The 26,156-nt window shown below is 47.8% G+C and carries 19 protein-coding genes; 8 read left to right on the top strand and 11 right to left on the bottom strand.

Annotated elements, in window-relative coordinates; translation table 11 throughout:
* Window positions 1–80: 80 nt before the first annotated feature.
* Together DU002_RS08855 and zwf are read right to left on the bottom strand one after the other, a co-directional pair.
* A complete protein-coding gene (locus DU002_RS08855) occupies window positions 81–1,043 on the bottom strand; it encodes a glucokinase (protein ID WP_114338009.1) in 963 nt (320 codons plus the stop codon).
* A 131-nt stretch (window positions 1,044–1,174) separates the two neighbouring features.
* Complete coding sequence (gene zwf / locus DU002_RS08850; protein WP_114338008.1) at window positions 1,175–2,641, bottom strand: glucose-6-phosphate dehydrogenase; 1,467 nt, start codon at window positions 2,639–2,641, stop codon at window positions 1,175–1,177.
* Between the two features lie 310 nt (window positions 2,642–2,951).
* On the opposite strand from zwf, the gene DU002_RS08845 reads away from it, so the two are divergent.
* Both DU002_RS08845 and pyk read left to right on the top strand, forming a co-directional pair.
* Window positions 2,952–3,806, top strand: coding sequence for a MurR/RpiR family transcriptional regulator (locus DU002_RS08845; RefSeq protein WP_114338007.1), 855 nt, complete (start codon window positions 2,952–2,954; stop codon window positions 3,804–3,806).
* Between the two features lie 148 nt (window positions 3,807–3,954).
* Window positions 3,955–5,388: a pyruvate kinase gene (gene pyk, locus DU002_RS08840; RefSeq protein WP_114338006.1), complete on the top strand. Its 1,434-nt coding sequence runs from the start codon at window positions 3,955–3,957 to the stop codon at window positions 5,386–5,388.
* A 76-nt stretch (window positions 5,389–5,464) separates the two neighbouring features.
* Here pyk and DU002_RS08835 read toward each other — a convergent pair whose 3' ends face one another.
* Complete coding sequence (locus DU002_RS08835) at window positions 5,465–7,786, bottom strand: acyl-CoA dehydrogenase (protein WP_114338005.1); 2,322 nt, start codon at window positions 7,784–7,786, stop codon at window positions 5,465–5,467.
* Between the two features lie 4 nt (window positions 7,787–7,790).
* Window positions 7,791–8,465 carry a TetR/AcrR family transcriptional regulator gene (locus tag DU002_RS08830; RefSeq protein WP_114338083.1) on the bottom strand — a complete coding sequence of 225 codons (675 nt, stop codon included), beginning with the start codon at window positions 8,463–8,465 and terminating at the stop codon, window positions 7,791–7,793.
* 355 nt (window positions 8,466–8,820) lie between these two features.
* Here DU002_RS08830 and DU002_RS08825 point away from each other — a divergent pair, with 355 nt between their 5' ends.
* Window positions 8,821–10,656: a M2 family metallopeptidase gene (locus tag DU002_RS08825; protein WP_114338004.1), complete on the top strand. Its 1,836-nt coding sequence runs from the start codon at window positions 8,821–8,823 to the stop codon at window positions 10,654–10,656.
* Window positions 10,657–10,730: 74 nt separating this feature from the next.
* Here the strand turns inward: DU002_RS08825 and DU002_RS08820 are convergent, their stop codons facing one another.
* The 6 genes from DU002_RS08820 to DU002_RS08795 all read right to left on the bottom strand — a co-directional run bounded on the left by DU002_RS08820 (window position 10,731) and on the right by DU002_RS08795 (window position 19,647).
* A complete protein-coding gene (locus tag DU002_RS08820) occupies window positions 10,731–12,026 on the bottom strand; it encodes a CinA family nicotinamide mononucleotide deamidase-related protein (protein WP_233496454.1) in 1,296 nt (431 codons plus the stop codon).
* Between the two features lie 22 nt (window positions 12,027–12,048).
* Entirely contained in the window at window positions 12,049–12,546 is a 498-nt protein-coding gene (locus DU002_RS08815) for a SixA phosphatase family protein (protein ID WP_147271819.1), read from the bottom strand.
* 113 nt (window positions 12,547–12,659) lie between these two features.
* Window positions 12,660–15,740, bottom strand: a complete 3,081-nt coding sequence (locus tag DU002_RS08810; protein ID WP_114338001.1) for an efflux RND transporter permease subunit — start codon at window positions 15,738–15,740, stop codon at window positions 12,660–12,662.
* Complete coding sequence (locus DU002_RS08805; RefSeq protein WP_158538009.1) at window positions 15,737–16,849, bottom strand: efflux RND transporter periplasmic adaptor subunit; 1,113 nt, start codon at window positions 16,847–16,849, stop codon at window positions 15,737–15,739. The genes DU002_RS08810 and DU002_RS08805 overlap by 4 nt, the downstream gene beginning before the upstream one ends.
* A 19-nt stretch (window positions 16,850–16,868) precedes the next feature.
* The gene (locus DU002_RS08800; protein ID WP_158538008.1) at window positions 16,869–17,927 is read right to left on the bottom strand and encodes an efflux RND transporter periplasmic adaptor subunit; all 1,059 of its coding nucleotides are present in this window, start codon (window positions 17,925–17,927) and stop codon (window positions 16,869–16,871) included.
* Window positions 17,928–18,138: 211 nt separating this feature from the next.
* Window positions 18,139–19,647, bottom strand: a complete 1,509-nt coding sequence (locus tag DU002_RS08795) for a fumarate hydratase (protein WP_114337998.1) — start codon at window positions 19,645–19,647, stop codon at window positions 18,139–18,141.
* Between the two features lie 189 nt (window positions 19,648–19,836).
* On the opposite strand from DU002_RS08795, the gene pabB reads away from it, so the two are divergent.
* Both pabB and DU002_RS08785 read left to right on the top strand, forming a co-directional pair.
* Window positions 19,837–21,237, top strand: coding sequence for an aminodeoxychorismate synthase component I (gene pabB / locus DU002_RS08790; protein ID WP_114337997.1), 1,401 nt, complete (start codon window positions 19,837–19,839; stop codon window positions 21,235–21,237).
* A complete protein-coding gene (locus DU002_RS08785; RefSeq protein WP_114337996.1) occupies window positions 21,238–21,801 on the top strand; it encodes an NUDIX hydrolase in 564 nt (187 codons plus the stop codon).
* Between the two features lie 13 nt (window positions 21,802–21,814).
* Here DU002_RS08785 and cysB read toward each other — a convergent pair whose 3' ends face one another.
* The gene (gene cysB, locus DU002_RS08780; RefSeq protein WP_114337995.1) at window positions 21,815–22,789 is read right to left on the bottom strand and encodes an HTH-type transcriptional regulator CysB; all 975 of its coding nucleotides are present in this window, start codon (window positions 22,787–22,789) and stop codon (window positions 21,815–21,817) included.
* 175 nt (window positions 22,790–22,964) lie between these two features.
* On the opposite strand from cysB, the gene DU002_RS08775 reads away from it, so the two are divergent.
* From DU002_RS08775 to DU002_RS08765, 3 genes are read left to right on the top strand one after another with little or no spacing between them, the layout of a single operon-like run.
* Window positions 22,965–24,563, top strand: coding sequence for a tetratricopeptide repeat-containing response regulator (locus DU002_RS08775; RefSeq protein WP_147271818.1), 1,599 nt, complete (start codon window positions 22,965–22,967; stop codon window positions 24,561–24,563).
* Window positions 24,560–25,258, top strand: a complete 699-nt coding sequence (locus tag DU002_RS08770) for a sensor histidine kinase (protein WP_114337993.1) — start codon at window positions 24,560–24,562, stop codon at window positions 25,256–25,258. The genes DU002_RS08775 and DU002_RS08770 overlap by 4 nt, the downstream gene beginning before the upstream one ends.
* 60 nt (window positions 25,259–25,318) lie before the next feature.
* Window positions 25,319–26,086, top strand: coding sequence for a DNA repair protein (locus tag DU002_RS08765; RefSeq protein ID WP_114337992.1), 768 nt, complete (start codon window positions 25,319–25,321; stop codon window positions 26,084–26,086).
* The last annotated feature ends 70 nt before the right edge of the window (window positions 26,087–26,156 follow it).

Raw genomic sequence — 26,156 nt, 5'->3', positions numbered from 1 at the left:
ACTAAGCCGAGAGAAAAACTAAACTTGGATGAGTGGGCTTAACCGGAGGTTCAGTCAAGCCCAAACTGTTTCAGAGAGAATTATACCGTTTGCATTAGATAGGCCGCGGCACCAACTAAGCCAGGCTGCTCTTCCGTCACGACGAACGTCGGGATCCCAGCATTAAACTCTCGGAAACGCCCTTTCGCTTCAAAGCGCTGACGATACTCACTGGCTTTCAAAAACTCGATGAATCGCGGCACAATACCACCAGCAATAAATACACCACCAAAAGCACCTAAGTTGAGAGCCAAGTTGCCACCAAAACTACCCATAACACGGCAGAACTGCTCCATAGTTAATTGAGCGACAGCACAGCTACCATCGATACCGGCTTGACTGATTTCTGCAGCATCAGTGAACACAGCAGCCTCACCTTTCATATCAGCGATAGCCTGATACATCTGCACAATGCCTGGACCGGACAATAGCTGCTCAACTGAGACGTGCTCATATTTTTTACTTAAAAATGCCAATATGTGCGCATCTACCTCATCAATAGGGGCAAAATCTACATGACCGCCCTCGCCCGGCAAACTCATCCAGAAGTTGTCATGCTGTACCAAATGCGCAACCCCCAAGCCGGTGCCTGGTCCGAATACCGCAATGGGTGCGCCTGACTTGGCCTCAACACCACCCACCTGAACTTTTTGTTCGTCAGTCAAATGTGGCAACGACATAGAGATGGCCGTGTAATCATTGATCAGATGCAGTGCATGCCATCCCAGAGTCGCTTGTGTTTCTTTCACCGAAAACGCCCAGCTATGGTTGGTCATCGCTATCCAATCGTTATTCGTTGGGCATGCGATAGCAATGCAAGCATGGGTCACTGGCGGTTGACCAGCATCCGTTAGATATTGCTGAATGGCATCAACAATGGTGGGGTAATTAGCACATAGGTATTTGCGTAATTCGCTACGTGTACCCGTCGCCAGATCAACCAATTGCAATCGAATATTCGTTCCGCCGACGTCGGCGATCAGGCCCAAGTATTGCTCTGCCATGTTGCAGTTTTCCTCTGATCTAATGTAAAAACCTGTAGCTATATCAGGTCAAAAATTTTGAAGCCCAGATCAAAACGGATCTAAGCGAAAAAAAGACCGACCTGCATCAACAAACAGGTCGGTCGCTTCATTTATTCGTTCCAGGCTCGACCATCCTTAGTCATCAGCCCAATGGCAGTACAAGGCCCCCACGAGCCCGCCTGATAACTCCTGGGAGCATCACTACTCAACTGCCATGCATCGATAATACCATCCACCCACTTCCACGCTTCCTCAACTTCCTGCCGACAAACGAATAGGGTTTGATTCCCCATCATCGCTTCCAGCAATAAACGTTCATAAGCGTCAGCGATACGCTCGTCTTTAAAGGTTTCAGAAAAAGAGAGATCAAGTGTCGTTTGTTGCAACTTCATTCGCGCATCCAAACCCGGCACTTTGTTCATCATCTTCAACTCAACACCTTCATCCGGTTGTAAACGGATGGTGAGCTTATTCGCTGGTACATGGTCATAGTTACTAAAAATATGATGCGGTAATTCTTTAAATTGGATCACGATCTCACTGAGCTTACCTGGCATACGCTTACCGGTACGCAGATAGAAAGGAACACCTGCCCAGCGCCAGTTATCGATGTCAGCTCTAACCGCAACAAATGTCTCCGTCGCTGAATCCGCATTTGCGCCAGCCTCTTCCAGGTATCCAGGCACAGGTTTTCCGCGCAAAAAGCCGCGACCATATTGGCCTCTGACGGTTTTCTCGTCCACATCTCTCGCGGTGATCGGGCGGAGCGCTTTTAACACCTTCAGCTTTTCTGTTCTGATACTCTCTGCATCAAGATCTGCAGGCGGCTCCATCGCAATTAAAGATAGCACTTGCAGGAGGTGATTTTGGATCATGTCCCGCATTTGACCAGCTTGATCAAAATAGCCCCAGCGCCCTTCAATCCCGACCTCTTCTGCTACCGTGATCTGCACATGGTCAATGGTATTGTGATCCCAATTGGTCGTCAGCAATGAGTTGGCAAAGCGCAGCGACAGTAAGTTAAGAACGGTTTCCTTACCTAGATAGTGATCAATACGATATATCTGCGATTCATCAAAATAGGCCGCCACCGCATCGTTTATCTCTTTTGATGACTCGAGGTCATGACCTATCGGCTTTTCTACCACGACACGTGTAGAAGCACCGATGGATCCAGACGTATGCAGGCCTTTCGATATCTCTCCAAACACAGACGGCGGCACCGCAAAATAGTTCACCATTACGCGTTTTTCATGATCGAGAAACGCTTTAAACTGGTCATAATCAGCGAGGTTAGTCAGATCGATCTTAAGATAATGTAAACGGACACGAAAACGCGACCACACCTCATCGTCTATCGATTCTTTCATAAACTCTGACAGCGCATCATGAACCAGCTCCACGTATTGTTCACGACTATAATCGCCACGTGTCACGCCCACAATACGGGTATCTGTCGCAATAGCATTGGCCTTTTCTAACTGGTACAACGCCGGCAGCAATTTGCGGCGAACCAGATCTCCACGGGCACCGAACAGCACCAAGTCTACAGGCTGATCGGGTTGGGCTAAGGTCATTGATGCTCCTCGATTATTTCTTATTCTTAGTTTCGACGGCGTATTTTAGATTAAATTCACTGTGAGATTCCTGCTTTTTACGAGCAAAATGAAAATTTAGTTGTCGTAAATTTACCCCAAACAGTCAAAGTTGTTTGACAGTGATCAAACAACACGTGCCTAGCAGTAGCGCCAAATGCCTATAAATTCCTATAGTGAGCGAGTTACAGAGAGTTTCATTTTTGTAAGAAAAAAACTTTAAAGCTTGTCGCTCTCATTCTAAACATTAATTAATGAGCGACGCCGATAGGCCCAACATGGCTGATAACGTATGAACACCCTTGAAAAAATCTCCAAAAATTTAAACGGCTTTAGCAAATCAGAACGCAAAGTAGCAGAAGTTATTTTGGCGGCCCCACAAACCGCTATCCATTCCAGCATCGCAGCACTGGCGAAACTGGCTGATGTCAGCGAGCCAACAGTCAATCGTTTCTGCCGACGCTTGGACACAAAAGGCTTCCCCGACTTTAAGCTCCATCTGGCGCAAAGTTTGGCCAACGGCACCCCATACGTTAACCGTCACGTTGAAGAGAGCGATGGGCCTGACGCCTACACCTCAAAAATTTTCGAAACTGCCATGGCCAGCCTAGATACGGCTCGCAATAGCTTAGATGCAACGCAGATTAACCGCGCAGTGGATATCTTAACCCAAGCCAACAAGATATCGTTTTTTGGTTTGGGCGCGTCAGCCAGTGTTGCACATGATGCAACCAATAAATTTTTCCGCTTTAACGTTCCTGTGGTCTTCTTCGAAGATGTACTGATGCAACGTATGAGCTGCATTAACAGTGCCGAAGGTGATGTTATTGTGCTGATTTCACACACTGGGCGCACGAAGAGCCTGGTTGAGTTAGCCCAGCTGGCCAGAGAAAGCGGTGCCACAGTTATCGCCATTACAAGCAAAGACTCCCCTTTAGCACAAGAAGCCAACCTGATCCTTGCCATGGATGTACCGGAAGATACTGACATCTATATGCCAATGGCATCCAGATTGGCGCAACTCTGTTTAGTTGACGTATTAGCAACAGGCTTTACTTTGCGCCGCGGCCCTCGATTCAGAGACAATCTACGTAAAGTGAAAGAGAGCCTGAAACAATCTCGCTTTAACAAAGCTGAATACGATTAACCTACTATCTTTCATAAACAACTCCACCCAGCACAAAATTGTAATTTCTTTACATCTATACTGTGCTAACGGCTAAGGGCAAATCATCTCATGGTGTTTTGCCCCATTATTCACCACGTACTCTTGACCAGTTATCTCGGAGCCTTCAATGCTTAGACGAACAAAAATCGTAACGACACTTGGTCCAGCAACAGACCGTGACGGCAACCTGGAAAAAATTATCCGTGCAGGCGCCAATGTTGTTCGAATGAATTTCTCTCACGGTAGTCCTGAAGATCATATCAAACGTGCCGATGACGTCCGTGCGATAGCCAAAAAACTCGGCCGCTATGTGGCAATACTAGGTGATTTGCAAGGCCCGAAGATCCGTGTTTCAACCTTCAAAGAGGGTAAGATCCATTTAACTATCGGCGACAAATTTACCTTAGACAGTGATCTGCCTAAGGGTGAAGGTAACAAAGAGGCTGTAGGACTCGATTACAAAGAACTACCTCAAGATGTTACCGCGGGCGATCTGCTGCTATTAGATGATGGCCGCGTCCAGCTGGAAGTCACGCTCGTCGAAGGAAACAAAGTACACACTGTCGTCACAGTAGCCGGTCCTCTATCCAACAATAAGGGTATCAACAAGAAAGGGGGTGGATTATCTGCTGCCGCTCTTACCGATAAAGATAAGGCCGATATCGTCACTGCAGCGAAGATCGGTGTTGATTACCTCGCGGTATCCTTCCCGCGTTCAGGTGCAGATATGAACTACGCTCGAGAACTGGCCGAAGCGGCCGGTTTAAAAGCGCATATGGTGGCAAAAGTAGAGCGAGCAGAAGTGGTTGCCACAGAAGAAGCGCTAGATGACGTTATTCTTGCCTCAGACTGTGTCATGGTTGCCCGTGGTGATCTCGGTGTTGAAATCGGTGATCCTGAACTGGTGGGCTGCCAAAAGCGGATGATATCCAGAGCTCGTGCACTCGACCGCACGGTGATCACCGCAACGCAGATGATGGAATCGATGATTGAAAACCCGATGCCAACCCGTGCAGAAGTGATGGACGTCGCCAATGCCGTTCTTGATGGCACAGACGCCGTAATGCTTTCTGCCGAAACGGCCGCCGGTAAGTTCCCGGAAGAGACAGTCACAGCGATGTCTAACGTCTGTATCGGCGCCGAAAAACATCCTCGAGTAAACGTTAGTCGTCACCGTATCAATGAGATTTTTACAAATTCTCAAGAAACCGCGGCGATGTCTGCTATGTACGCTGCGAATCATATGGAAGGCGTCAAAGCCATTGTCGCTCTGACAGACAGCGGCCGTACACCACTCATTATGTCCCGTATTACCTCTAATTTGCCTATTTATGGCATGAGCCGCCACTCAGCTGCACTCAACGTGATGGCGCTCTACCGTGGTGTTAAGCCGGTAGCATTTGATATGGCACAGCATGATGAAAATACCTTGGTACGTGGAGCACTCGATACACTGCTAGAGCGCGGTCTACTCGAGCCTGGAGATCTGGTCATTATGACCAAAGGTGATATCGCCAATACATCGGGAAGCACCAATACAATGAAGATTTTGACCGCTTAGTTCGGTTTAACTTTTCAACAAAAAGAAGGCCGGTCTCAGACCGGCCTTCTTTTTATCTATTGAACAACCGCAAGCGCTAAGCGGCGTCTGCATTAAATGGAACAGCTGGAGATTGCGTAGCGCCCATCTCATTGAAGCTATCAACCTGAATAGCATGGTAACGCAGTGCTTCCGCTTCCCGTAACTGTGCCGCTTCCTTGTCATCAATCAGTTTGGCGGCAAACGCATGCTCGATTAATTCAGCAAATGGTATCCGCTTAGGTAGACGTCCAGCGCGCTGCGCATTACCAAGACGCTTTTCCAAAGACTGAGATTCAAACATAGCGACAAAGGCACGTTCCATTACGCCCGTTGCGTCGTCCTCACCGGCACCGACATAGCAAAGGTGGGATAAGCGCTCTCTTAACACGCCAGGCTTGAGCATTGAGCTACATATCTGCGTAGCCACTTTATCCTTCGGCGCCTTGTAACGGATCCCCCAAGGGAAAATAATGCGCTTCAAGATGGTCGATAATATCGGGTTACTAAAATTAGCGAAGAAACCATCAAATGCAACACCGATCGCATGCAGATGGTGCTGCAAACAGTAATGCACGAACGGCAGATCACTGACCTGATGCCCATCTTCTTCGAACCGTTTCAATGTCGCTGATGCCATGTACAGATGGCTAAGAATATCGCCCAACCTAGCAGATATCATCTCCCGACGTTTAAGCTCACCGCCGAGTACCAACATCGCCATGTCGGACACCACAGCCAAGCCGGTACTCATGCGGGTCAGATCACGATAGTAGCGGCTGGTCTCTCCGGCCACCGGTGAAGCATTGAAACGCGCCCCGGTTATGCCTTGCCACACTGCCCGTGTGAAATTACCCGCTGCGTAAGCAACGTGTTTTACCAGCAAACCATCAAACTGATTTAACCCTTCCCCTTCATCAGGGTTAGCTGCGGCCTCCATTTCAGCGAAGACATAAGGATGGCAACGCGTCGCCCCCTGACCAAAGATCATCAGATTCCGGGTCAGAATATTCGCCCCTTCAACCGTAATCGAAATCGGGATCCCCATATAGGCATTACCGAGGTAGTTCAAAGGCCCCATCTGTATGCCCTTACCCGCATGGATATCCATGGCGTCATCTACCACTTTTCGCGCCATCTCCGTCATATGATACTTAGAGATAGCGGTAATAACCGACGGACTAATGTTCAAATCAATCGCCCCCGCAGTCATTCGGCGATGTGCTTCGAGACTATAAGCAAACGCGCCAATACGCGCCAACGGCTCTTGGATACCTTCAAAGCGACCGATCGACATCCCAAATTGGCGGCGAACATAAGCGTAAGCACTGGTCATTTTCGCAGCCAGATGGCCTGAAGCGGCGCTCAAGGCAGGCAAAGAGATACCACGCCCAGCGGATAGGCACTCAACCAACATACGCCAACCCCGGCCTGCGTAATCTGGCCCACCGATGATCCAATCAAGGGGAATAAACACATCTTTACCCGTTGTAGGACCATTCATAAAGGCCAATGCTAACGGATTATGGCGGCGTCCAGTTTCAACACCGGGATGATCTGTTGGGATCAAAGCACAAGTGATACCAAGATCTTCCTGATCGCCCATTAGACCATCGGGATCTCTTAACTTAAATGCCAAACCTAATACCGTCGCCACCGGTGCCAACGTGATGTATCGCTTATTCCAGTTGAGCATAATTCCTAAGGTTTCTTTACCTTCAAACTCACCCTTACAAACGATACCTAAATCAGGAATAGAACCCGCATCAGAACCAGCTTCTGGACCGGTTAACGCAAAGCATGGCACGTCACGGCCATCAGCCAAGGTTGGCAACCAGCGCTCTTTCTGTTGCTGTGTGCCGTAGTGCATCAATAACTCACCAGGGCCTAACGAGTTCGGCACCATCACTGTCACCGCGGCACTCAAGCTACGTGATGCAATCTTTGAAACAATAGTAGAATTGGCTATCGCAGAGAATTCTCGACCACCGAATGACTTGGGAATGATCAGTGCAAAAAAGCCCTCTTTCTTAAGATAATCCCAAACATCTTGTGGCAGATCTTTTTGCTCATGAACAATGCTGTAGTCATCGAGCATCGCCAGCAAAGTCTCAACTTGGTTGTCCAAAAACGCGCGCTCTTCGTCATTTAACGAAGGCTTCGGGTAATTGTGCAGCTGTCGCCAATCAGGCTTACCTTTAAACAGCTCTGCATCCCACCAAACATCACCGGCCTCCATCGCTTCACGCTCGGTGGTAGACATGGGTGGCAAGATACGTTTAAAAACCCGGAAAACAGGCCGAGTAACTAATTGCTTACGAAAATCGGGCACGCCAAGCACCACAGCAATGGCGATAATGATGAGTAGTAGAATTGACATGACTTCAGACCTTCAAAAAAGTAACGTGGTTATCTTCATTACGAAGATTCGTTGGAATAGGAGCACTCACCCCAGCTGCGATATAGGGTATAACCCGTCGAATGACATCTTCGATATCAACAGACTGATTAAAATCAGCATCTGATATTTCGCTCAAAGCTTGTTGCGACGCCATCGTAAAAATAACCGTACCAAGGGTGAAATGCAGACGCCAAAACAGATCACTGGCAGACAACTCCGGATACGCGGCGCGCACCGCTTCACTGATCCTTTCAATCACTGCGCCGTGATTAGCAATCAAATACCAACGCAAGTGCCCCTGCGTGTCGCTATAGCCTCTACCTAGCAACTGCATAAACAACGTTGTGCCCTTCTCCCTAATACCATTTAATAGCAGCAAGGGCTCAACAAACGCCTCAAACACCTCGGTCATTTCAGGGCGCCGTTGCTGTTTAAGCAAGTTGCTAAGCGCTTCATCAAGAGCGGGCATAAATGTTTGGAGATAACGCTCCAAAACAGCACGGATCAGCGCCTTTTTTGAGCCAAAATGATAATTAACTGAGGCCAAATTGACTTCAGCTCGCGTGGTGATCAGTCTTAACGACGTATCGGAGAAGCCGCGCTCTGCAAACAGCAGTTCTGCTTCATCTAAAATTCTTGTTTTCGTATCAAGCCGCACTAATACCAACCCCGAATTCAAACAGTTGTTTCAAATGTATGTTTAAGCCGTGCGCGTGTCAAGCGACTGATCTGACCAGAACTTTGCTCACCAAGATAAATCAGTAATAACAACCGGTTTTCCATGCACTTATCACGCATATAAACGCACTGAGAATATTTGCTACTTTCCGGAACTAAAGGCGCTGAAAGGCATCCAATGTTTTACGTAAACTACTTTTTACGCACAATATCTCTCCCTGGGCCCAGCAAACTGTTCTGTCGCTTACTGCTGGGTCTTTTTTTATCTGCTTGCCTTCTCTAACATGTCTGCGTCCACTCCAGGGACCTTAGATAAAATAAAAATAGGACTAAACATGTCAAACCCAGAGAAATTTCGCCGGGGTTTACTCGCGATCACACTGGCCAGTGCACTGGCAGCATGCGGAGAGCAAGCAGTCGAGCCTAAGCAGATAGAGATCGATCCCGCTTCACTTGCTTCATCCTTCCTTATCAATGCCGAAGATGAATTGGCGACATTACGCAAAGAGCTATATCGAGCTGAATGGATCTACCAAAACTTTATTACTGAAGACACCGCTTCATTAGCTGCTGACGCAAATAGCCGTTATACCGCGGCACAAGTGCGGCTGGCCCATGAGGCAGCTAAATTTGATGGCATTGACCTAGCAGCCTCAACCCGGCGCAAACTCGATATATTAAAATTTTCCATCGTACTCCCCGCCCCGGCTGATGCAGACAAAAATGCCGAGTTAGCGAAACTGGCTGCGGATCTCAATGGCATGTATGGCAAAGGAAAATATTGTCTCAGCGCAGACAACTGCCTGACTTTACCTGAAATGAGCAACATCATGGCTAGCTCACGTGATGCCGACGAACTACTTGCTCTGTGGCAAGGCTGGCGCGACGTATCACCTCCAATGAAGCCTTTATATGAGCGCCAGGTTTCCTTGGCTAATGAAGGTGCCAAGGCGTTAGGTTTTAACGACTTAGGGACGATGTGGCGCAGTAACTACGATATGTCACCGACAGACTTTTCAGTAGAGATGGATCGTCTATGGGGACAAGTTAAACCGCTATACGAAGCACTACACTGTCATGTTCGAGCGAAACTAGGTGAAACCTATGGCACAGACTTAGTATCCCCCGATCAACCTATCCCAGCCCACTTACTGGGTAATATGTGGGCGCAAACCTGGGGCAACATCTACAATATCGCAGCACCTGAAGATGCCGATCCAGGCTTCGACCTCACCACGCAGCTCGCTGTCCACGGCTACGATGAGTTAAAAATGGTTGAAGGGGCCGAGCGCTTTTTTACTTCTCTAGGTTTTGAGCCGCTGCCTGATACGTTCTGGCAACGTTCGCTATTCACCCAGCCTGCTGATCGTGATGTAGTTTGCCATGCGTCTGCCTGGGATCTGGACGACCAAGAGGATATTCGCATTAAAATGTGTATCCAGAAAACAGGTGAAGAATATGCGGTTATTCACCATGAGTTGGGGCACAACTTCTACCAACGTGCATACAAAGATCAATCAACGCTATTCCAAAACAGTGCGAACGATGGCTTCCACGAAGCCATTGGGGACACTATTGCGTTAAGCGTTACCCCAGAGTATCTGCGTCAAACTGGCTTACTCACCGCGGAAGAGATACCCAGCGCGGATAAAGATCTTGGCCTGCTGATGAAGATGGCGATGGATAAAGTGGCATTTCTCCCATTCGGTTTGCTGGTTGATAAGTGGCGTTGGCAGGTCTTTTCAGGTGAAGTATCGCCACAACAGTATAACCAAGCATGGTGGCAGTTACGTGAAGAGTATCAGGGCGTAAAGGCGCCTATCTCGCGAGATGAGAATGCATTCGATCCTGGTGCCAAATATCATGTTCCCGGCAATACGCCATACGCGCGATATTTCCTCGCACATATCCTGCAGTTCCAATTTCATCGTTCCTTATGTGAAATGGCGGGTAATGACGGACCGATTCACCGCTGCACGATATACGGCAACAAAGAGGTCGGCGAAAAACTCAATGCGATGTTAGCCATGGGCGCAAGCAAACCTTGGCCTGAGGCCTTGGAGATCGTCACTGGCAGTAAGCAGATGGACGCAACAGCGATCCTAGACTATTTCGCTCCCCTAAAAACCTGGCTTGATCAGCAAAACATTGGTCGTCAGTGTGGTTGGTAACGACATCTACACCATATAAACAGGAACGGCCCTTGCGGGCCGTTTTTTTACTAAGTCGTGTCTCTCATAATGCGTTAGCCGGGTCTCCTCTCCTCTACCCGCTGAATAAACTCATAGTCACCTAATACCGTTTCGCCGTTAAGAAACCGACGTAACATATCTAACGCCATCGCCGCTGCGATTTCTCTGATCAAAGTGCGACCACGATTCGGTAAACGCAACATTTGGCTGTAACAGCCTTGAGAGGTTGCTAAGGAGAAACCAACGGTCCCAACAGGCTTTTGTTCACTACCGCCATCGGGGCCGGCAATACCTGTGACGGCAACTGCAAAGTCGGTACGTGCTTGTTTTCTCGCTCCCTTAGCCATCGCTTCTGCCACTTCAAGTGACACCGCACCATGCTGCTCAATAAGGGCTTCAGGTATGCCTAGGTCTTCAGATTTAGCGCTATTCGAATAGGTCACATAGCCCCGTAAAAAATAAGCAGAGCTACCGCTTTGCTCTACCAATTGCGCAGCGATCATACCGCCGGTACACGACTCCGCGAGAGATAAGGTTTTACCATGGCGCAACATCAAACGCTGGATCTCTGCGGCGAATCCCTGGTTATGATGGCAAAACAGATTTTCCCCAAGCAGATCCGTAATCTGTTGCTTGGCCGACGCAATATCTGGTTGCGGTAAACCCGCCGTGTATTTCAACTTCACTTCTATCGATGGCATCGCCGATCGGTAACCAAGCACTGCGCCGGCAGGCAACTTGATAGGATTTAGAGCGTCACTGAGCTTAGATTCACTTAAACCAAAAGTCAGCCAGCGCTCAATAGTTGGCGCCTCTGACCTGGCAATATCTTGTAGTACAGGCAGAATAAAATGCTCAACCATATACTTGAACTCAGATGGCACTCCCGGCGTAAAAAATAACTCAGCACTACCTAAAGGAAAGCGAAAGCCACAAGCGCTACCAACCGGGTTGTCAATTAACTGGGCACAACCAGGCAGCATCGCCTGCTTACGATTACTTTCTGGCATTACCCGTCCCCGCTGAGCATAACGGGACTCCATCACGCGGGTCCAGTCAACAAATTCAACCAAGGGCTCATTCAAAGCAAGGCTCGCGGCTTCGGCACTAAGATCATCCGTTGTTGGTCCAAGACCACCATTGACTATCACTACCTCGGCATGTTGGCTAGCATAGAGAAAGGCCTGCTGCAGCGCTTCCAGATCATCGGCCACGGTTAATCGCCAACTCATCTGCAAACCATGGTCATTCAATAACTGACTAAGCCAAGCGGCGTTAGTATCAACAATATCCCCTTGCAATACTTCATCGCCAGTACTGATCATCGCGATACGTAATTGATCCATCATTCCTCTTCTAAAACAGCTCCGATCATTCAGAGACTTGGGACAACACAAAATTGCTTTTCGGACAATCCGCATCAAGCAAATGCCAAACGCTGCTTGTTTCATCGTATTCAAGCAGTACACAGCATAAGGTCGGCATCTTCACACTGCAATTAGGAACCAGCTGTGTGACTAAACTTTCCAAGGTGGGATAATGACCTATTAGCCATATCAGCTCATTATCTCCCCAATAAGACTGCATTCGTGACAAAAATTCATCGGCTGCAGCGGTGTATATCCAGGGGCATATACTGAGCTTGTCGATAGTAATAGACAAGCCGTGACAAAGCCCAAGTGCTGTTGAATAAGCTCTCACAGCATGGCTGCAACAGATATGATCAGGGGTGTTATCTCTCAAGATATTTCGCCCCACCATCACATCAAGGTTACTATAGCCACGGCTATTTAACGGCCGCAGCAGATCACCGATAGCGTCGAGAGTCCACGAAGACTTTCCATGCCGGATTAGCATTAAACGTTTCACAGCTCACCTTTCGAACAACCCCATATCAGCTTATATCCAAGCAAACAGTGGGCAAAATGCCAATAAAAAAGCCCGGCTTTAGCCGGGCTTCCTAACGTCACACAATTAACTGATCACAGTTCGCTCAACGGACGATATTTAATGCCATGGAAGACCATAAAGATGACAGGCACAACCAACAGCGTCAGCACCGTAGCAAAACCTAAACCAAACATAATGGTCACCGCCATATCAACGAAGAATGCATCGCCAAGTAAAGGCAGCATACCTAATATCGTCGTAATAGCAGCCATGGCCACAGGGCGTACACGGCTGACACCCGACATAAAGATCGCTTCGTATGGTTCGGTACCACTCTCCAACTCCAGGTTAATTTGATCAAGCAGTACAATACCGTTCTTCAATAGCATGCCCACCAAACTTAGCGCACCAAGCAGAGCCATAAAACCAAATGCCGCGTCCAACACCAGCAAGCCAAAGGTAATACCGATCATCGCCAACGGCACGCAGCACCAGATCACCAGAGGTTTCTTGAAGGAATTAAACAAGAAGACGGTGATCAGGAACATACTCAAGAAGCCCATCGGCAGCGAACCGAACAGTGCCGATGATGCGTCACCTGATGCTTCATATTCGCCACCCCACTCCAGGTAGTATCCACGTGGTAACTCTATCGCTTCAATGGGCCCCTTAACCCGCTCAAATACCTGAGCCGCCGTCTCTTCACCTAACAGATCATGATCGGCAATCACAGTTAATGTACGCTTACGATCACGACGCTGAATGATCGAGTCTTCCCACGTCAGTTGATACTGAGGAGCCACCTGCTGGATTGGAATGTACTGCTGCAGCGTAGGACTCCAAATCTGCAGTGACTCATAACTGGTAATGTCGACCCGCTCTTCATCAGGCAAACGCACGACAATGGGCAACATATCCGTACCATCACGATACAAGCCCACATTTCGACCTGAGAAACTCATATTAAGCGTGTTATCCAGGTCGCTACGGCTAACTCCCGCGCGGCGCGCTAACGACTCATCGAACGCAGGACGAATAAGTTTTGAGCGTTGACGCCAGTCGTCGCGAATATTAGTGGCCACAGGATCATTGCGTAAAATCTGCTTCGCCTGCTCTCCTAACTCTCGTAGTACCGCAGGATCTGCGCCTGTAAAACGAGCTTCAATTTTACCGGCCGGCGAGGGCCCGATCTCCAAGTTTCTTAGCTTAATCAATGCCTGAGGATAGGTAACGGCAAACTCATCGCGCAAACGAGACATCATTGGATGCATCTCTTCTGAGCTATTGGTGTTGATCAATATCTGAGCATATGCCGAGTAACTTTTCTCTGGCTCATAGGTCAGCATGAAACGCTGGGCACCTTGGCCTGTCGTGGAGGTGACTTGTTTTACCTCTGGCTGCTCCATGATCCAGCCTTCCATTTCACTCACAACATCGTGCGTGTAACGAATATCACTGCCTTGAGGTAGCCAGACATCGACAAGAAAAATAGGCGTTGTTGCAGGAGGGAAGAAAGCCTGCCGAACGTGACCAAAACCAACAATAGACAAAGCCAACAGGGCAACCATCAACCCCAGAGTGAACCACTTAAAGCGCATACAGGCGTCCAGCGCCTTTTTATAGAGGACGAACACAGCGCCTTTGTAAGGGTCTTCTTGCGGCTTACTCTCCTCACCTTCAGCTTGCGGTTCGGCTTCTTTAAAGAACATATTGGCAAAAAATGGCGTCAAGGTAATCGCCGTGAACCAGGACATCATGAGTGAAATCATCAATACCCAGAACAAACTGCCGGCAAATTCACCGGTAGAGTCATCAGACAGACCAATAGGAGCAAAAGCGGTAATCGCGATAACAGTAGCACCTAGTAATGGCCACTTGGTCTGTTCAACGATATCGACAGCCGCCTGCAGCTTGGTGCGCCCTTTCTGCACACCGATCAATATGCCTTCAACCACCACAATAGCATTATCCACTAGCATCCCCAGGGCAATAATCAGAGCGCCCAATGAGATACGTTGCAGATCAATGGCCATCTGCTTCATAAAAATAAAACTGCCAAAAACCGTCAACGCGAGGATCAAGCCGATAAGCACGCCACTCTTTACGCCCATAAAGAACAGCAGCACCACCACTACAATCACAACTGCAGCGACCAAATTAAGGATAAAGCCTTTAACAGACACGGCCACACTGCTTGGCTGGTCATAGATGTAGGTCAATTCCATGCCAAGAGGCTTGGTGTACTCCAGATCAGCCATACGATCACGCACTGCTTTACCGATATCAACAACGTTGACACCTGAAGCAAATGAGATCCCCATGCTGATCGCTTGTTGCCCCTGAAAGTTGTATATGTTGGTAGGGATCTCTTCATAGCCTCGGTACACCCGAGCGACATCGCGCAAATAAACTAACTTGTCCGACCCGGCTCCAGCAATAATCAAATTCTCCAGTTCTGTGACGTTAGTAAACTCACCGGTAGAATAGATACGGATGTACTCATCTTCATGACTCACCGATCCCGCTGGTGCGACAATATTTTGAGTACTTAGCAGATCAAAAATTGTATCTGGCGCGATCCCAAGTGCAGACAATTTGGTGTAAGAGATCTCAACAAATACCTCTTCGTCTTGCACACCGGCTAAATTAACTTTACCGACACCATTAATGACCTCGACCTCTCGCTTCACAAAATCAACGTAGTCATTAAGCTCTTTATAGCTATAACCTTCACCGGTAAACGCAATCATCACACCATAAACATCACCGAAGTCATCATTAACTAAAGGCTCACTGGCTCCCGGTGGTAACTGCGGGGCGGCATCGCCAACCTTTCGGCGCAGCTCATCCCAAATCTGTGGCAATGCCTCTTTGCCATACTTATTCTTCATCGTTACAGTGATTTGCGATAAGCCAGCCGTTGAAATCGAGGTTATCTCCTTAACATAAGAGAGCTGCTGGATAGCCATCTCTAACTTATAAGTAACCTCTTCCTCTACCTGTTGTGGTGAAGCACCAGGATAAGAGGTGACAATAACCGCATCCTTAATTGTGTATTCGGGGTCTTCAAGCTGACCCAAACCCAAATAGGCACCAAATCCACCTAACGCAAAGATCAGTGTTAATAACCAACTGATTACTTTATTTTTTATTGAATATTCAGCAATGGTCATCCCTTGATCTCCTTCTCTGCAACAACTTTAACCGGCGCGCCTTCAAACAACTGCTGCTGTCCGTATGTCACAATAACGTCCCCAGGTTTGACCCCACTCTTCAACTCAATTCCTGTCCTTCCTAACTTACGTGTTTCAACCGCATGCATAGACACTGATTTCTCATCGTCGGACAACTTCCACACAAATGTATTTCTGCCATCGATGTCACTATCAGGGCGAAATACAACCGCTGAACTAGGTAGGTTGATCCCCTGAAATGAATCCCGTTCGATATCACTCATGTCGACAGTGACCACGGCACTCATGCCTGGAAAAATTGGCACATCAACGGGGTTATCCATTAAGAGCTTCGCTAAATAGGATTTAGTCTGAGGATCTTTTTCTGTTTCAAACTCATACGAGGTTGCGGTATAGACCTTGCCAGGTAAGCTCTCAAATCTCACCTGAAACGCCGCCTTCCGGCTCTCTCGATCCGGTTTTGCCAGAGCCAATAGCTGCTCAGATACGTTGACCTGCACTTCCAAGGTTTCTGCATCATGTAGCGTTAAGATCGCCTCTCCTACTCTGACATTCTCAAAGTTATCGGCAATGACTCTGCCAATAATGCCGTCTTTCGGCGCCCGCAACTGGGTAAAGCCAAGATGAATTTTGGCTAATTCATGATTCGCCTTAGCAATCAGATATTCCGCTTCCAGCTTGTCACTTTCCGACGCTGAAATGGCCCCCGTTTTAATCAATTTCTGGGCCCGCTCAAAATTAAGCTTGGCTAACTTGTACGTTTCTTTAGTGTCGGTGACCTGGCGCTCATAATCTGCAGCATCCAATGTCGCCAGCAGATCGCCTTTTTTGACGTTCATACCAGACGTCACGGGCAAGGTCTTTAGTTCACCTTCAACTCGAAATGACAAGTGACTCAAGTTATTCGCCTGTATCACCGCCGGAAAATCCCTCTTTGTTCTGGCGATATCTGAACTTACACGCACCACTTCAACATTTTGCGGCGCTTTCACCGCCTGCTCTGCAGGCGTACAGGCCATTAAACCTGTGGCCAATAGCGCGCAAACGGTATGCGCTAAAACTCTCGGCTGAAAAGTCATGTATTTCATTACTTTAATCCTCATTCCTTTACAGCCCGCGTTCGCGAACCCATTCCTGAACACGCATACCATCGGATAATAAACGGGTACCGGTCAAAGCCAATATATCTCCGCTCGTTAACGGGCCTTTAACCTTCAAACCCGCGGCGGACTGGCCGATGACCTCGACGTCAACAGCGGAAACAGTCATTGTCTCAGGTGCTATACGCCACACTTTAAGATTATCCCCTTCACCCACAACCGCGGTGACCGGTAAGACATAGTATTCAGATTCATGTGGATCTAGAGGTGACATATCAATTTCAACCTCAGCTGTCATACCAGTAGAAACATTAAAATCAGTTGGCGTCGGTAAAGATAAAGTCACCTCATAACTTAAAGTGCTAGCATCCGCTTCTGTATCAACCTCAGTAACCGCAGCAAAATAGCTGTATTGGGGCTGTGCAACAAAACGGACGAGAGCTTTCAGATCTAAAACAAATTCCCGCGATAACTGAGTCACGACATTTTGTGGAACTTGGATCTTCACGTCGGTCATCCCATCCGCTTGAATATTGAGGACTTGTTGCTTAGCTATCACATAGTCCCAATTTTCCGCCGCGGTACGGGAAACAACCCCATCAAAAGGCGCACGCAAACTGGTATACCCTACATTTGCTTGGGCTTGCTCAAGCGCTGCCTTTGTCCGGGCTAACAACGTTCTGTTTTGATCATGCATCTGCTGACTGACCAGCTGATCCTTAACTAAACGTTCCGTACGTTTAAACTCCACCAAAGCAAGTTGATAGTTAGCTTCAGCCTTATCTTTAGTTAATTTATATTCGATGGGATCTAAACGCGCTAGCAGTTCACCCTTTTTAACCGATTGACCAGCCAAAGCGGGGAATTCAATCAGTTGACCTGGGACTCGGAATGCTAAAGAGGTTCGTTGACTGGCTTCCGTTTGCCCTTGAAAAACCCGCAGACTTCTTTCCCCTGGTGAAGTTAATCTAAAGACTTTAATCGGATGAACAACATCTGCGTGAGCAGAAACCGTTTCTTCAGCGTGAACAGTGCCAAAGAGCACGCTGCAAATACTTATGAACATTGCAGCAACACGTTTCCAACTTAGGAACACCATATAATTACCTACCGTGGTTCAACACATGACAGAACAAAGAATTGACTATGCTTCAGACTAGTCAATCCTTTGATTAAATACGACTATTAACGCTTACAAAAGTGCAATAAAAAGCCACAAAACGCAGCGGTTGCCGCGTTTGCGAACAATAGGTTCAAAAACCAACGCCCGCTGATGATTAAACATCCTGGAGTTTAACTTTCCACTCTGCAGGGCCTGTTACATGAGCGGAAGTCCCAGTGGAATCAACAGCCACTGTCACTGGCATATCTTCCACCTCAAACTCATAGATAGCTTCCATACCCAACTCTTCAAAAGCAACAACGCGAGATTTCTTAATCGCTTTTGCGACTAAATAGGCCGCGCCACCCACGGCCATTAAATAAACCGCTTTATGTTGTTTAATTGACTCTACCGTTGCGGGGCCACGCTCTGCTTTACCGATCATGCCTAGTAAGCCCGTTTCACCCAACATGAGATCCGTGTATTTGTCCATTCGTGTTGCCGTCGTCGGACCTGCTGGCCCAACAACCTCAGAGCCCACCGCATCGACCGGCCCCACGTAATAGATAAAGCGGTTATTGAAATCCACCCCATCCGGCAATGACTCTCCACGATCGAGCATATCCTTGAGTCGTTTATGGGCTGCATCACGCCCTGTCAGGATCTTACCGGACAGCAACACAGTCTCACCCGTACGCCAACTCTGCACATCTTCAGCCGTCACAGTGTCAACATCCACTCGGCGCACTTCATCACCCACCTCCCAGGTAATATCAGGCCAATCGCTAAGCGCTGGCGGTGTTAAGTGGGCAGGGCCTGTGCCATCGAGGGTGAAATGGGCGTGACGAGTGGCAGCGCAGTTCGGGATCATCGCCACAGGTAAGCTTGCGGCATGAGTCGGTGCAGTCTTAATCTTCACATCTAAGACGGTGGTAACCCCGCCAAGCCCCTGCGCTCCGATGCCTAACTTATTCGCTTTTTCGAAGATCTCCAGACGTAACGCTTCTTCTTCGTTTTCTGCGCCTCGCGCTTGGAGCTCATGAATATCCACCGGATCCATCAGTGACTCTTTCGCTAACACAGCTGCTTTTTCTGCAGTACCGCCAATACCTAGGCCCAACATGCCAGGGGGACACCAGCCGGCTCCCATACTCGGTAACGTCTTAATCACCCAGTCAGCGATTGAATCATTTGGGTTGAGCATGACAAACTTCGACTTGTTTTCTGAACCGCCACCTTTGGCCGCGATCATGATTTCAACTTTGTCACCCTTAACCATTTCGACATGCACAACGGCCGGTGTATTGTCTTTGGTGTTTGTACGTTTGCCGACGGGGTTACTAACAATAGAAGCACGCAACGGATTGTCAGGGTTGCTATAAGCACGGCGTACACCTTCATCAACCAGCTCCTGAACCGTCATGTCACCTTCAAATTGCACCTTCATGCCAATTTTGACAAAACAAGTGACGATACCGGTATCCTGACAAATAGGCCGATGCCCTTCAGCTGCCATTCTGGAATTTATTAATATCTGCGCAATAGCATCTTTCGCCGCCTGACTCTGTTCAGCGTGATAGGCCTTCTCCATTGCCTGCACAAAATCTAGAGGATGGTAATAGGAGATAAACTGCAGGGAATCTTCGATACTTTGGATAAAATCTTGTTGCCGGATCAGAGTCATTTGTATGCTACCTCGCAGGTTTGGCGGTCACATTCCAACATTGCCGCTTTTATATTTTTATGGCTATCGATTCTTTACACGGCTAGACAAGGGTATTATCCAGCCAAATATAACGGGGTTCTGAAGATATGATACTCTCGGTAGCGACACCAAACTACCCCGTTTAGCGCACGTTTTAACAGATCCAGAGTGAATAATTTGTTGCATCTTCATCACTTTACCGGCGAAGCCGATAGTTTACTGCAAGTATTCTCAACAATTGCTGAGCGTCCATGGTCGATGCTGCTTGATTCTGGCACTTCATCCCACACAGATGCCCAATACGACATCGCCGTGTTCTCACCCAGACTCGTACTCATCGCCAAGAATGGCAGTAGTCAGGCAACCAGTAATACAGGCGCCAATATCCCGTGTCCGGCAGAGCCATTTGAAGCGATGCGCTGCTTACAACAGGAATTTATGCCCGAGCTACCATCCTGTGAGCTGCCATTTTGTGGCGGTTGGCTAGGCTACTTTAGTTACGACTTGGGTCGCTACATCGAAAAGCTCCCGAACACCGCAATCGATGATATTTCGCTGCCGGATCTTGCTTTGGGCTTATATGACAAAGGGCTGATTCGCCACAAAAAAAGCGGCAAAGTAACAGCGTTTGCATGGTCGGCAGCGGGTCTCGAGGAAGCAAAAGAGCTTTACTTATCTTCGAACCAGGCAGCCGCTGAACTGCAACCATTTTCATTGATCAGCGACTGGCACTCTAATATGACGCCCGAGTCATATGCTGAGAAATTCCATCAGGTGCAGTCATTTCTCCGCAGCGGGGATTGCTATCAAATCAACCTCGCCCAGCGCCTGCACGCGCACTATCAAGGCAGTGAATGGCAAGCATTTAAAAAATTACACAGAGCAAATAACGCCCCCTTTTCAGCGTACATTAAACTACCTGACACAGTGATAATCAGTTTATCACCTGAACGCCTGCTGCTACTCGACAATGGCCGTATTCAAACGAAGCCCATTAAGGGTACTCGTCGCCGTAAGTTGTGCGACGCAGAAGATGAAGCAGCAGTGAAGGACCTACTAACTGCGGAAAAAGATCAGGCAGAAAACCTGATGATCGTTGACCTATTACGTAATGACTTAAGTAAGGTGGCCACCGTCGGCAGTGTTCGCGTGCCGAGCCTTTTTGCTGTCGAAAGTTTCCCTGCCGTACACCACCTTGTTAGTACCATAGAAGCTGAACTTGCTGATCACGCTGACTGTTACGATCTGCTCAAAGGCGCCTTCCCTGGAGGCTCAATTACCGGCGCCCCCAAAGTGCGCGCCATGGAGATAATTGAACAGCTTGAGCCTCATCGGCGCAGTGCATACTGCGGTGCCATTGGCTATTTAAGTGCATGCGGACGTATGGATACCAATATCGCTATTCGTACACTCATCGGTGAAAAACAGACGATCTACTGTTGGGGTGGCGGGGGCTTAGTCGCAGACTCTCATTGTGATGAGGAGTATCAAGAAACTCTAGATAAGCTGGCTAAGATCCTACCCATTCTTAGCGAGACAAAGTCTCCCTCTCAGGCTGACGACACATAGATGAAACTCGAAGCACTACTCAACCGTTTTTTACTCCATCCGCCGCCGCCCTCACAGAGCTACAACGGTGAAATCGAAGCGGCGGTTCTCGTTCCTTTACAATTGGTTGATGGCCAATTGCAGATCGTATTTACCCGACGGCCCGATGATATACCTCATCATCCAAATCAAATTTGCTTTCCCGGCGGCAAACGGGAGCTCGGTGATACAGATTTAATGGCGACGGCGTTACGTGAAACAGAAGAGGAGTTAGGAATATCAGCATCGACTATCAAGGTTCTGGGTGTCTTACCGTCGCGTATTACCCGCACTGGATTTTTCGTTCAACCCTTTCTAGGCATGCTGAGTCACGACCAATTTTCACCCGATCCAATTGAAGTTGCGGAACTATTTTCCTTACCAGCATCGGAAATTCTTCAACCACACGCTTTCCATGGGGAGACAGTCGCAATAAACAATGAGCAACTAGAGATATTCGGCAGCTACTCGTCAAACGGACTGATTTGGGGGATGACGGCCCACATACTAGTGGACCTAATCAAGCAACTAAATGCACCGACCTAACGGAGCGCCCCTTTTAAAGAACAGGTAATTCTGAATTGGAGAATAGCCGTTCAACCTCTTCAACATTTCGCATCAACATCGCGTGTTCAACAACATCTCGGGTTAGATGCGGTGCAAAGCGCTCGATAAAGTCGTACATATAGGTACGCAGGAAAGTCCCCTTTCTAAACCCAATCATAGTAGTGCTGCGCTCAAATAAATGGCTGGCATCCAAAGCGACTAAGTCTTTATCATCATTTTCATCAACCGCCATGGTCGCAATAACGCCGACCCCAAGCCCTAACCGTACGTACGTTTTAATTACGTCCGCATCTGTTGCGGTAAATACGATCCGAGGGGAGATCCCTGCCTGATTGAAGGCCGTGTCTAATTCAGAGCGTCCGGTAAATCCAAACACGTACGTCACTAACGGATACTTAGCGAGTTCGTCTATGGTTAACTCTTTGCACTGCGCTAAAGGGTGATCAGGTCGTACGACCAAACTTCGCGTCCAATGGTAGCAAGGCAACATCACAAGATCGTGATATAAGTGCAACGCTTCCGTCGCAATAGCAAAATCCGCCTCCCCTTTGGCTGCGGCCTCGCTAATTTGGCTTGGCGTTCCCTGATGCATGTGCAACGACACTTTAGGGTAACGATCCATAAAGCCTTTGATCACCTTAGGTAAGGCATATCGAGCCTGAGTATGGGTGGTGGCGATATTAAGCACCCCCTGATCCGGTTGAGTGTGCTCTTGGGCGACCGCTTTGATACTTTCAACTTTCGATAATATGCTGGTGGCAATGTTCATCACCTCTTGCCCAGCAGGTGTCACGTGAGTGAGGTGCTTGCCACTGCGGCCAAAAATTTGAATACCCAACTCATCCTCGAGCATTCGTACCTGTTTGCTAATGCCTGGCTGAGAGGTATATAAACTCTCTGCCGTCGCTGAAACGTTCAGGTTGTGGTTAACCACTTCTACGATATAACGCAATTGCTGTAGTTTCATTGCCCGCCAAACATGGTTGTTGCCATCATGATTTAAAATTCTATGTCATAAACGCCGCTATGACAGTGAAATTTAATAAAAAACCGTTATCTCTCCCTCAAATACTGCTCATTTGACTTTACGATCACGTCAGTTTGACCAATCCTTTAGCTAAACATTCAAGGGAGTACCGCCGTTGGCAAACGCCAACTCAATGACAGCACACTTCCAACGTTATTCGAAAAGACGATTCTTGGTCATCGATGACTTTTCTGAGTTCCGCATGACCGTCAAGAAGATGCTGGAAGAGTTTGGTGCTAAGCAGATTGACTTAGCCAGTAACGCTGAAGACGCCTTTGAGCTCTACAGTGAGCATCGTCACGACGTCGTGATATCTGATTTCAACCTAGGCGATGGCAAAGATGGTCAGCAACTGTTGGAAGAACTTAGCCAGTTAGGGATATTACGGCGAGATACGCTTTATCTGATGGCATCGGCCGAGAATTCACTGCATATGGTGATGGGGGCACTAGAGTGTCGTCCAGACGATTACCTTACAAAACCATTTACCAAAACGACCTTACATACACGTATCGATAGGCTACTAGCAAAAAAACAGCTACTCTCGCCGCTACTCAAAGCATTAGATGAGAAGAACTACCCCCTCGCTGAACAACTAGCAAATCGCTTGATTCAAACAGAGCCAAAAGCCAGAGCCACCAGCCTTAGATATCTCACAGAGATCTATGTTGCTCAGCAGAAATGGACTGAAGCCCGACATATTTTTAATGCTGCTGTAGAGACTCGGCCACTGCTTTGGGCACAGCTTGGCTTGGTCGAATGTGACTTAGCAGAAAATAAAGCAGAAGAAGCCCTAACCTCTCTAGATCCACTTTTAGAAGCTAACCCACTCGCAGTGCAAGCTTGGGATTTGAAAGCGCGAGCATTAGAGATGAGTGGCGATCTGAGCGACGCACAAGCCGCACTGCAGCAGGCTATCCACCTCAGCCCCAGAAGCCTGTGCCGGTTGCGTAACGCTATCAGACTTGCACAAAAGAACAGTGACCTTGATGGAGAGTTACGTTACTTCAGGTTGCTCACAAAATTGGCTAAAACATCCGCATTGAAAACCCCTGATGACTTTATCCAACGACAACAGGTGTTACTCAAAAAAATCCAAACAAGCAGTGGCTTAAACAAAAAGAAAGTAGCAGCCGAACTCCAGACTGCGCTCAAAGAAGACCAGAAGCTATACCCCTCATCAATGCTTATGCTCTGGTCCATCGCGCTTGCCCGCACCCAAGCCGCGCTTCTCGAAGAGAAGTATGCTGCGGCTAAAGAGAGCTTTCAGCGGTTAAAGAAAGAGCTATTACCATCACTCAACTGCATCCAAGAAACTTCCTTTCTCACGCAGATCAGTGATGTGTGCGAACAACTAAAAGAAACCGAAATGCAGGAAGCAATAGCGACGCAAATAAACATCGTGGCAAACTCAACGGAAGAAAAGTGCACCGACAATGTCTTAGCATTGAAGGAGTATAAAAAAGGTAACTTCAAAGAAGCTATTCGGTTTTTCAACACCGCTCATCAACAGCACCCCAATAGCATTACTATTGCGATTAATTTAGCGCAAGCACTGCTGAAACATGCAGAAACAGCCACACTTACAAGAAACGAAAAACTGACCTGCAAAAGCTGTTTAGCTTTAAGCAGAAGGCTGCCCGATAGCGATGCTAGAGCAGGTAAAGTGCAGCAGCTTATCCAACGCTACGCCAATTTAAGAGAGAGCGAATGAGTACCACAGCAAACAAACCGAGCATTGATTTTGCATCAGTGCTAGCGACCAGTGTTCATGACATGAAGAACAGCCTGTGCATGCTCATCCAATCCTTAGATACTTTAGCGATGCAGATCACTGAGGAAAACCCCAAATATGGGCCTGAGCTTGCCAACTTGCATTATGAAGCGTCCCGACTTAACGGTGATCTGCTCCACCTGCTCGCCTTGTACCGCGCTGATCAACAACAGTTACCTCTGCATATCGAAGAGTTTTTTATTGAAGATCTGGTCGAAGAGCTAATATCCAGAAATCAACTCTATATCAGCTCCCGCAAAATTGATGTGGAACTTGATATCGAGTCAGATCTCGCCTGGTATCTCGATCAGGATCTGATTGGATCCTTGCTCAATGACGTCCTCGTCAACGCGATGCGCTACACAAAGAACAGAATTGAAATCAAAGCACAGGAAGAAAATGGCTACCTTGTGATGCAAATCGTTGATAATGGAGGAGGTTATCCAGATGAGATGCTAACCTTAAACCAGCCTATTCAAGACAATTTCAATATTCAAACTGGGCGAACGGGGTTAGGCCTCTTCTTCGCACGACTGATTGCTGCCGCACATAAACGGGGCGATCTGTGTGGTAACATAGAATTAAAGAATAAAAGCGATTCGGACGGCAGTGTTTTCACCTTGAGGCTACCCTAATCCCTTGAATTTCGTTAAAGTAACCGGGCTAGTACCCATACAATTAAATCGGGCTTAATCATGACCTTTACCATCGTTATAGTTTTGATAGGTATCCTGCTGTTGCTGGTGATCGGCGTTAACGTGATTCAGCAGCACAAAGAGAAAGTAGAAGCTGAGAGACGTGCCGAATTAGCCCGACAAAAAGCAATTATCGACGAAACGGAAGAGTTGCTCAGCTACGCATCTAAGCTGCCTATGACCAAAAATGTCACTTTGATGCTTTACAAACGCAATATTGAGGCGTTAAACGCTTTACTAGAGGTCTCTTCTGAAAGTATTGAAATAAACAAGCGGATGCGTGCGTTAGAGTCATTAATAGCGCAGATAAATAAAGAATTTACTGAGCCTGATGAAGCTTCATTTAACTACCCAGACAGCGAGAAAGTCGCTGTTCAGTTTGTTCAGGGGATCAAAAAGTTACGTTTGGTGTTGCGTTCAGAGCACAACAAAGGGCGTATAGATCCTTCAACCTTCACCAAAGAGGAAAAGTTCCTCGACCGTATCCAACTAAAAATAAGTGTCGAAAATGCACTTAAGAGAGCGCTTGCTGCTCGAGCACTCCGCCAATTTGGCTCCGCACGCGAGCTTCTGGATAAGGCTGAAAGGCTGCTGCATAACCAGACAAACCCCGATGAATATATCAGGGAGAAGATCCTTGAGGTCGACAGACTATCTGAAGATATTGCTAACTCGGTTAAGAAAGAGAGTGACCAGCAAATATCAAAACGTCAAGAACAAGAGAAAGACGATCTCGACGTGTTATTCCAGCCGAAGAAAAAGTGGTAACCCTCCGGCAAAGCTAAGAAATGAACATAAAAAAGCGGGCTTAATCAGCCCGCTTTTTTATTATCTAAAT

Origin of the sequence: Corallincola holothuriorum, from assembly GCF_003336225.1 — a bacterium.
In the GTDB taxonomy this organism is placed as follows: domain Bacteria; phylum Pseudomonadota; class Gammaproteobacteria; order Enterobacterales; family Neiellaceae; genus Corallincola; species Corallincola holothuriorum.
The sequence above is the reverse complement of the archived record's forward strand: the minus strand, read 5'-3'. Positions and strand labels throughout refer to the sequence as shown.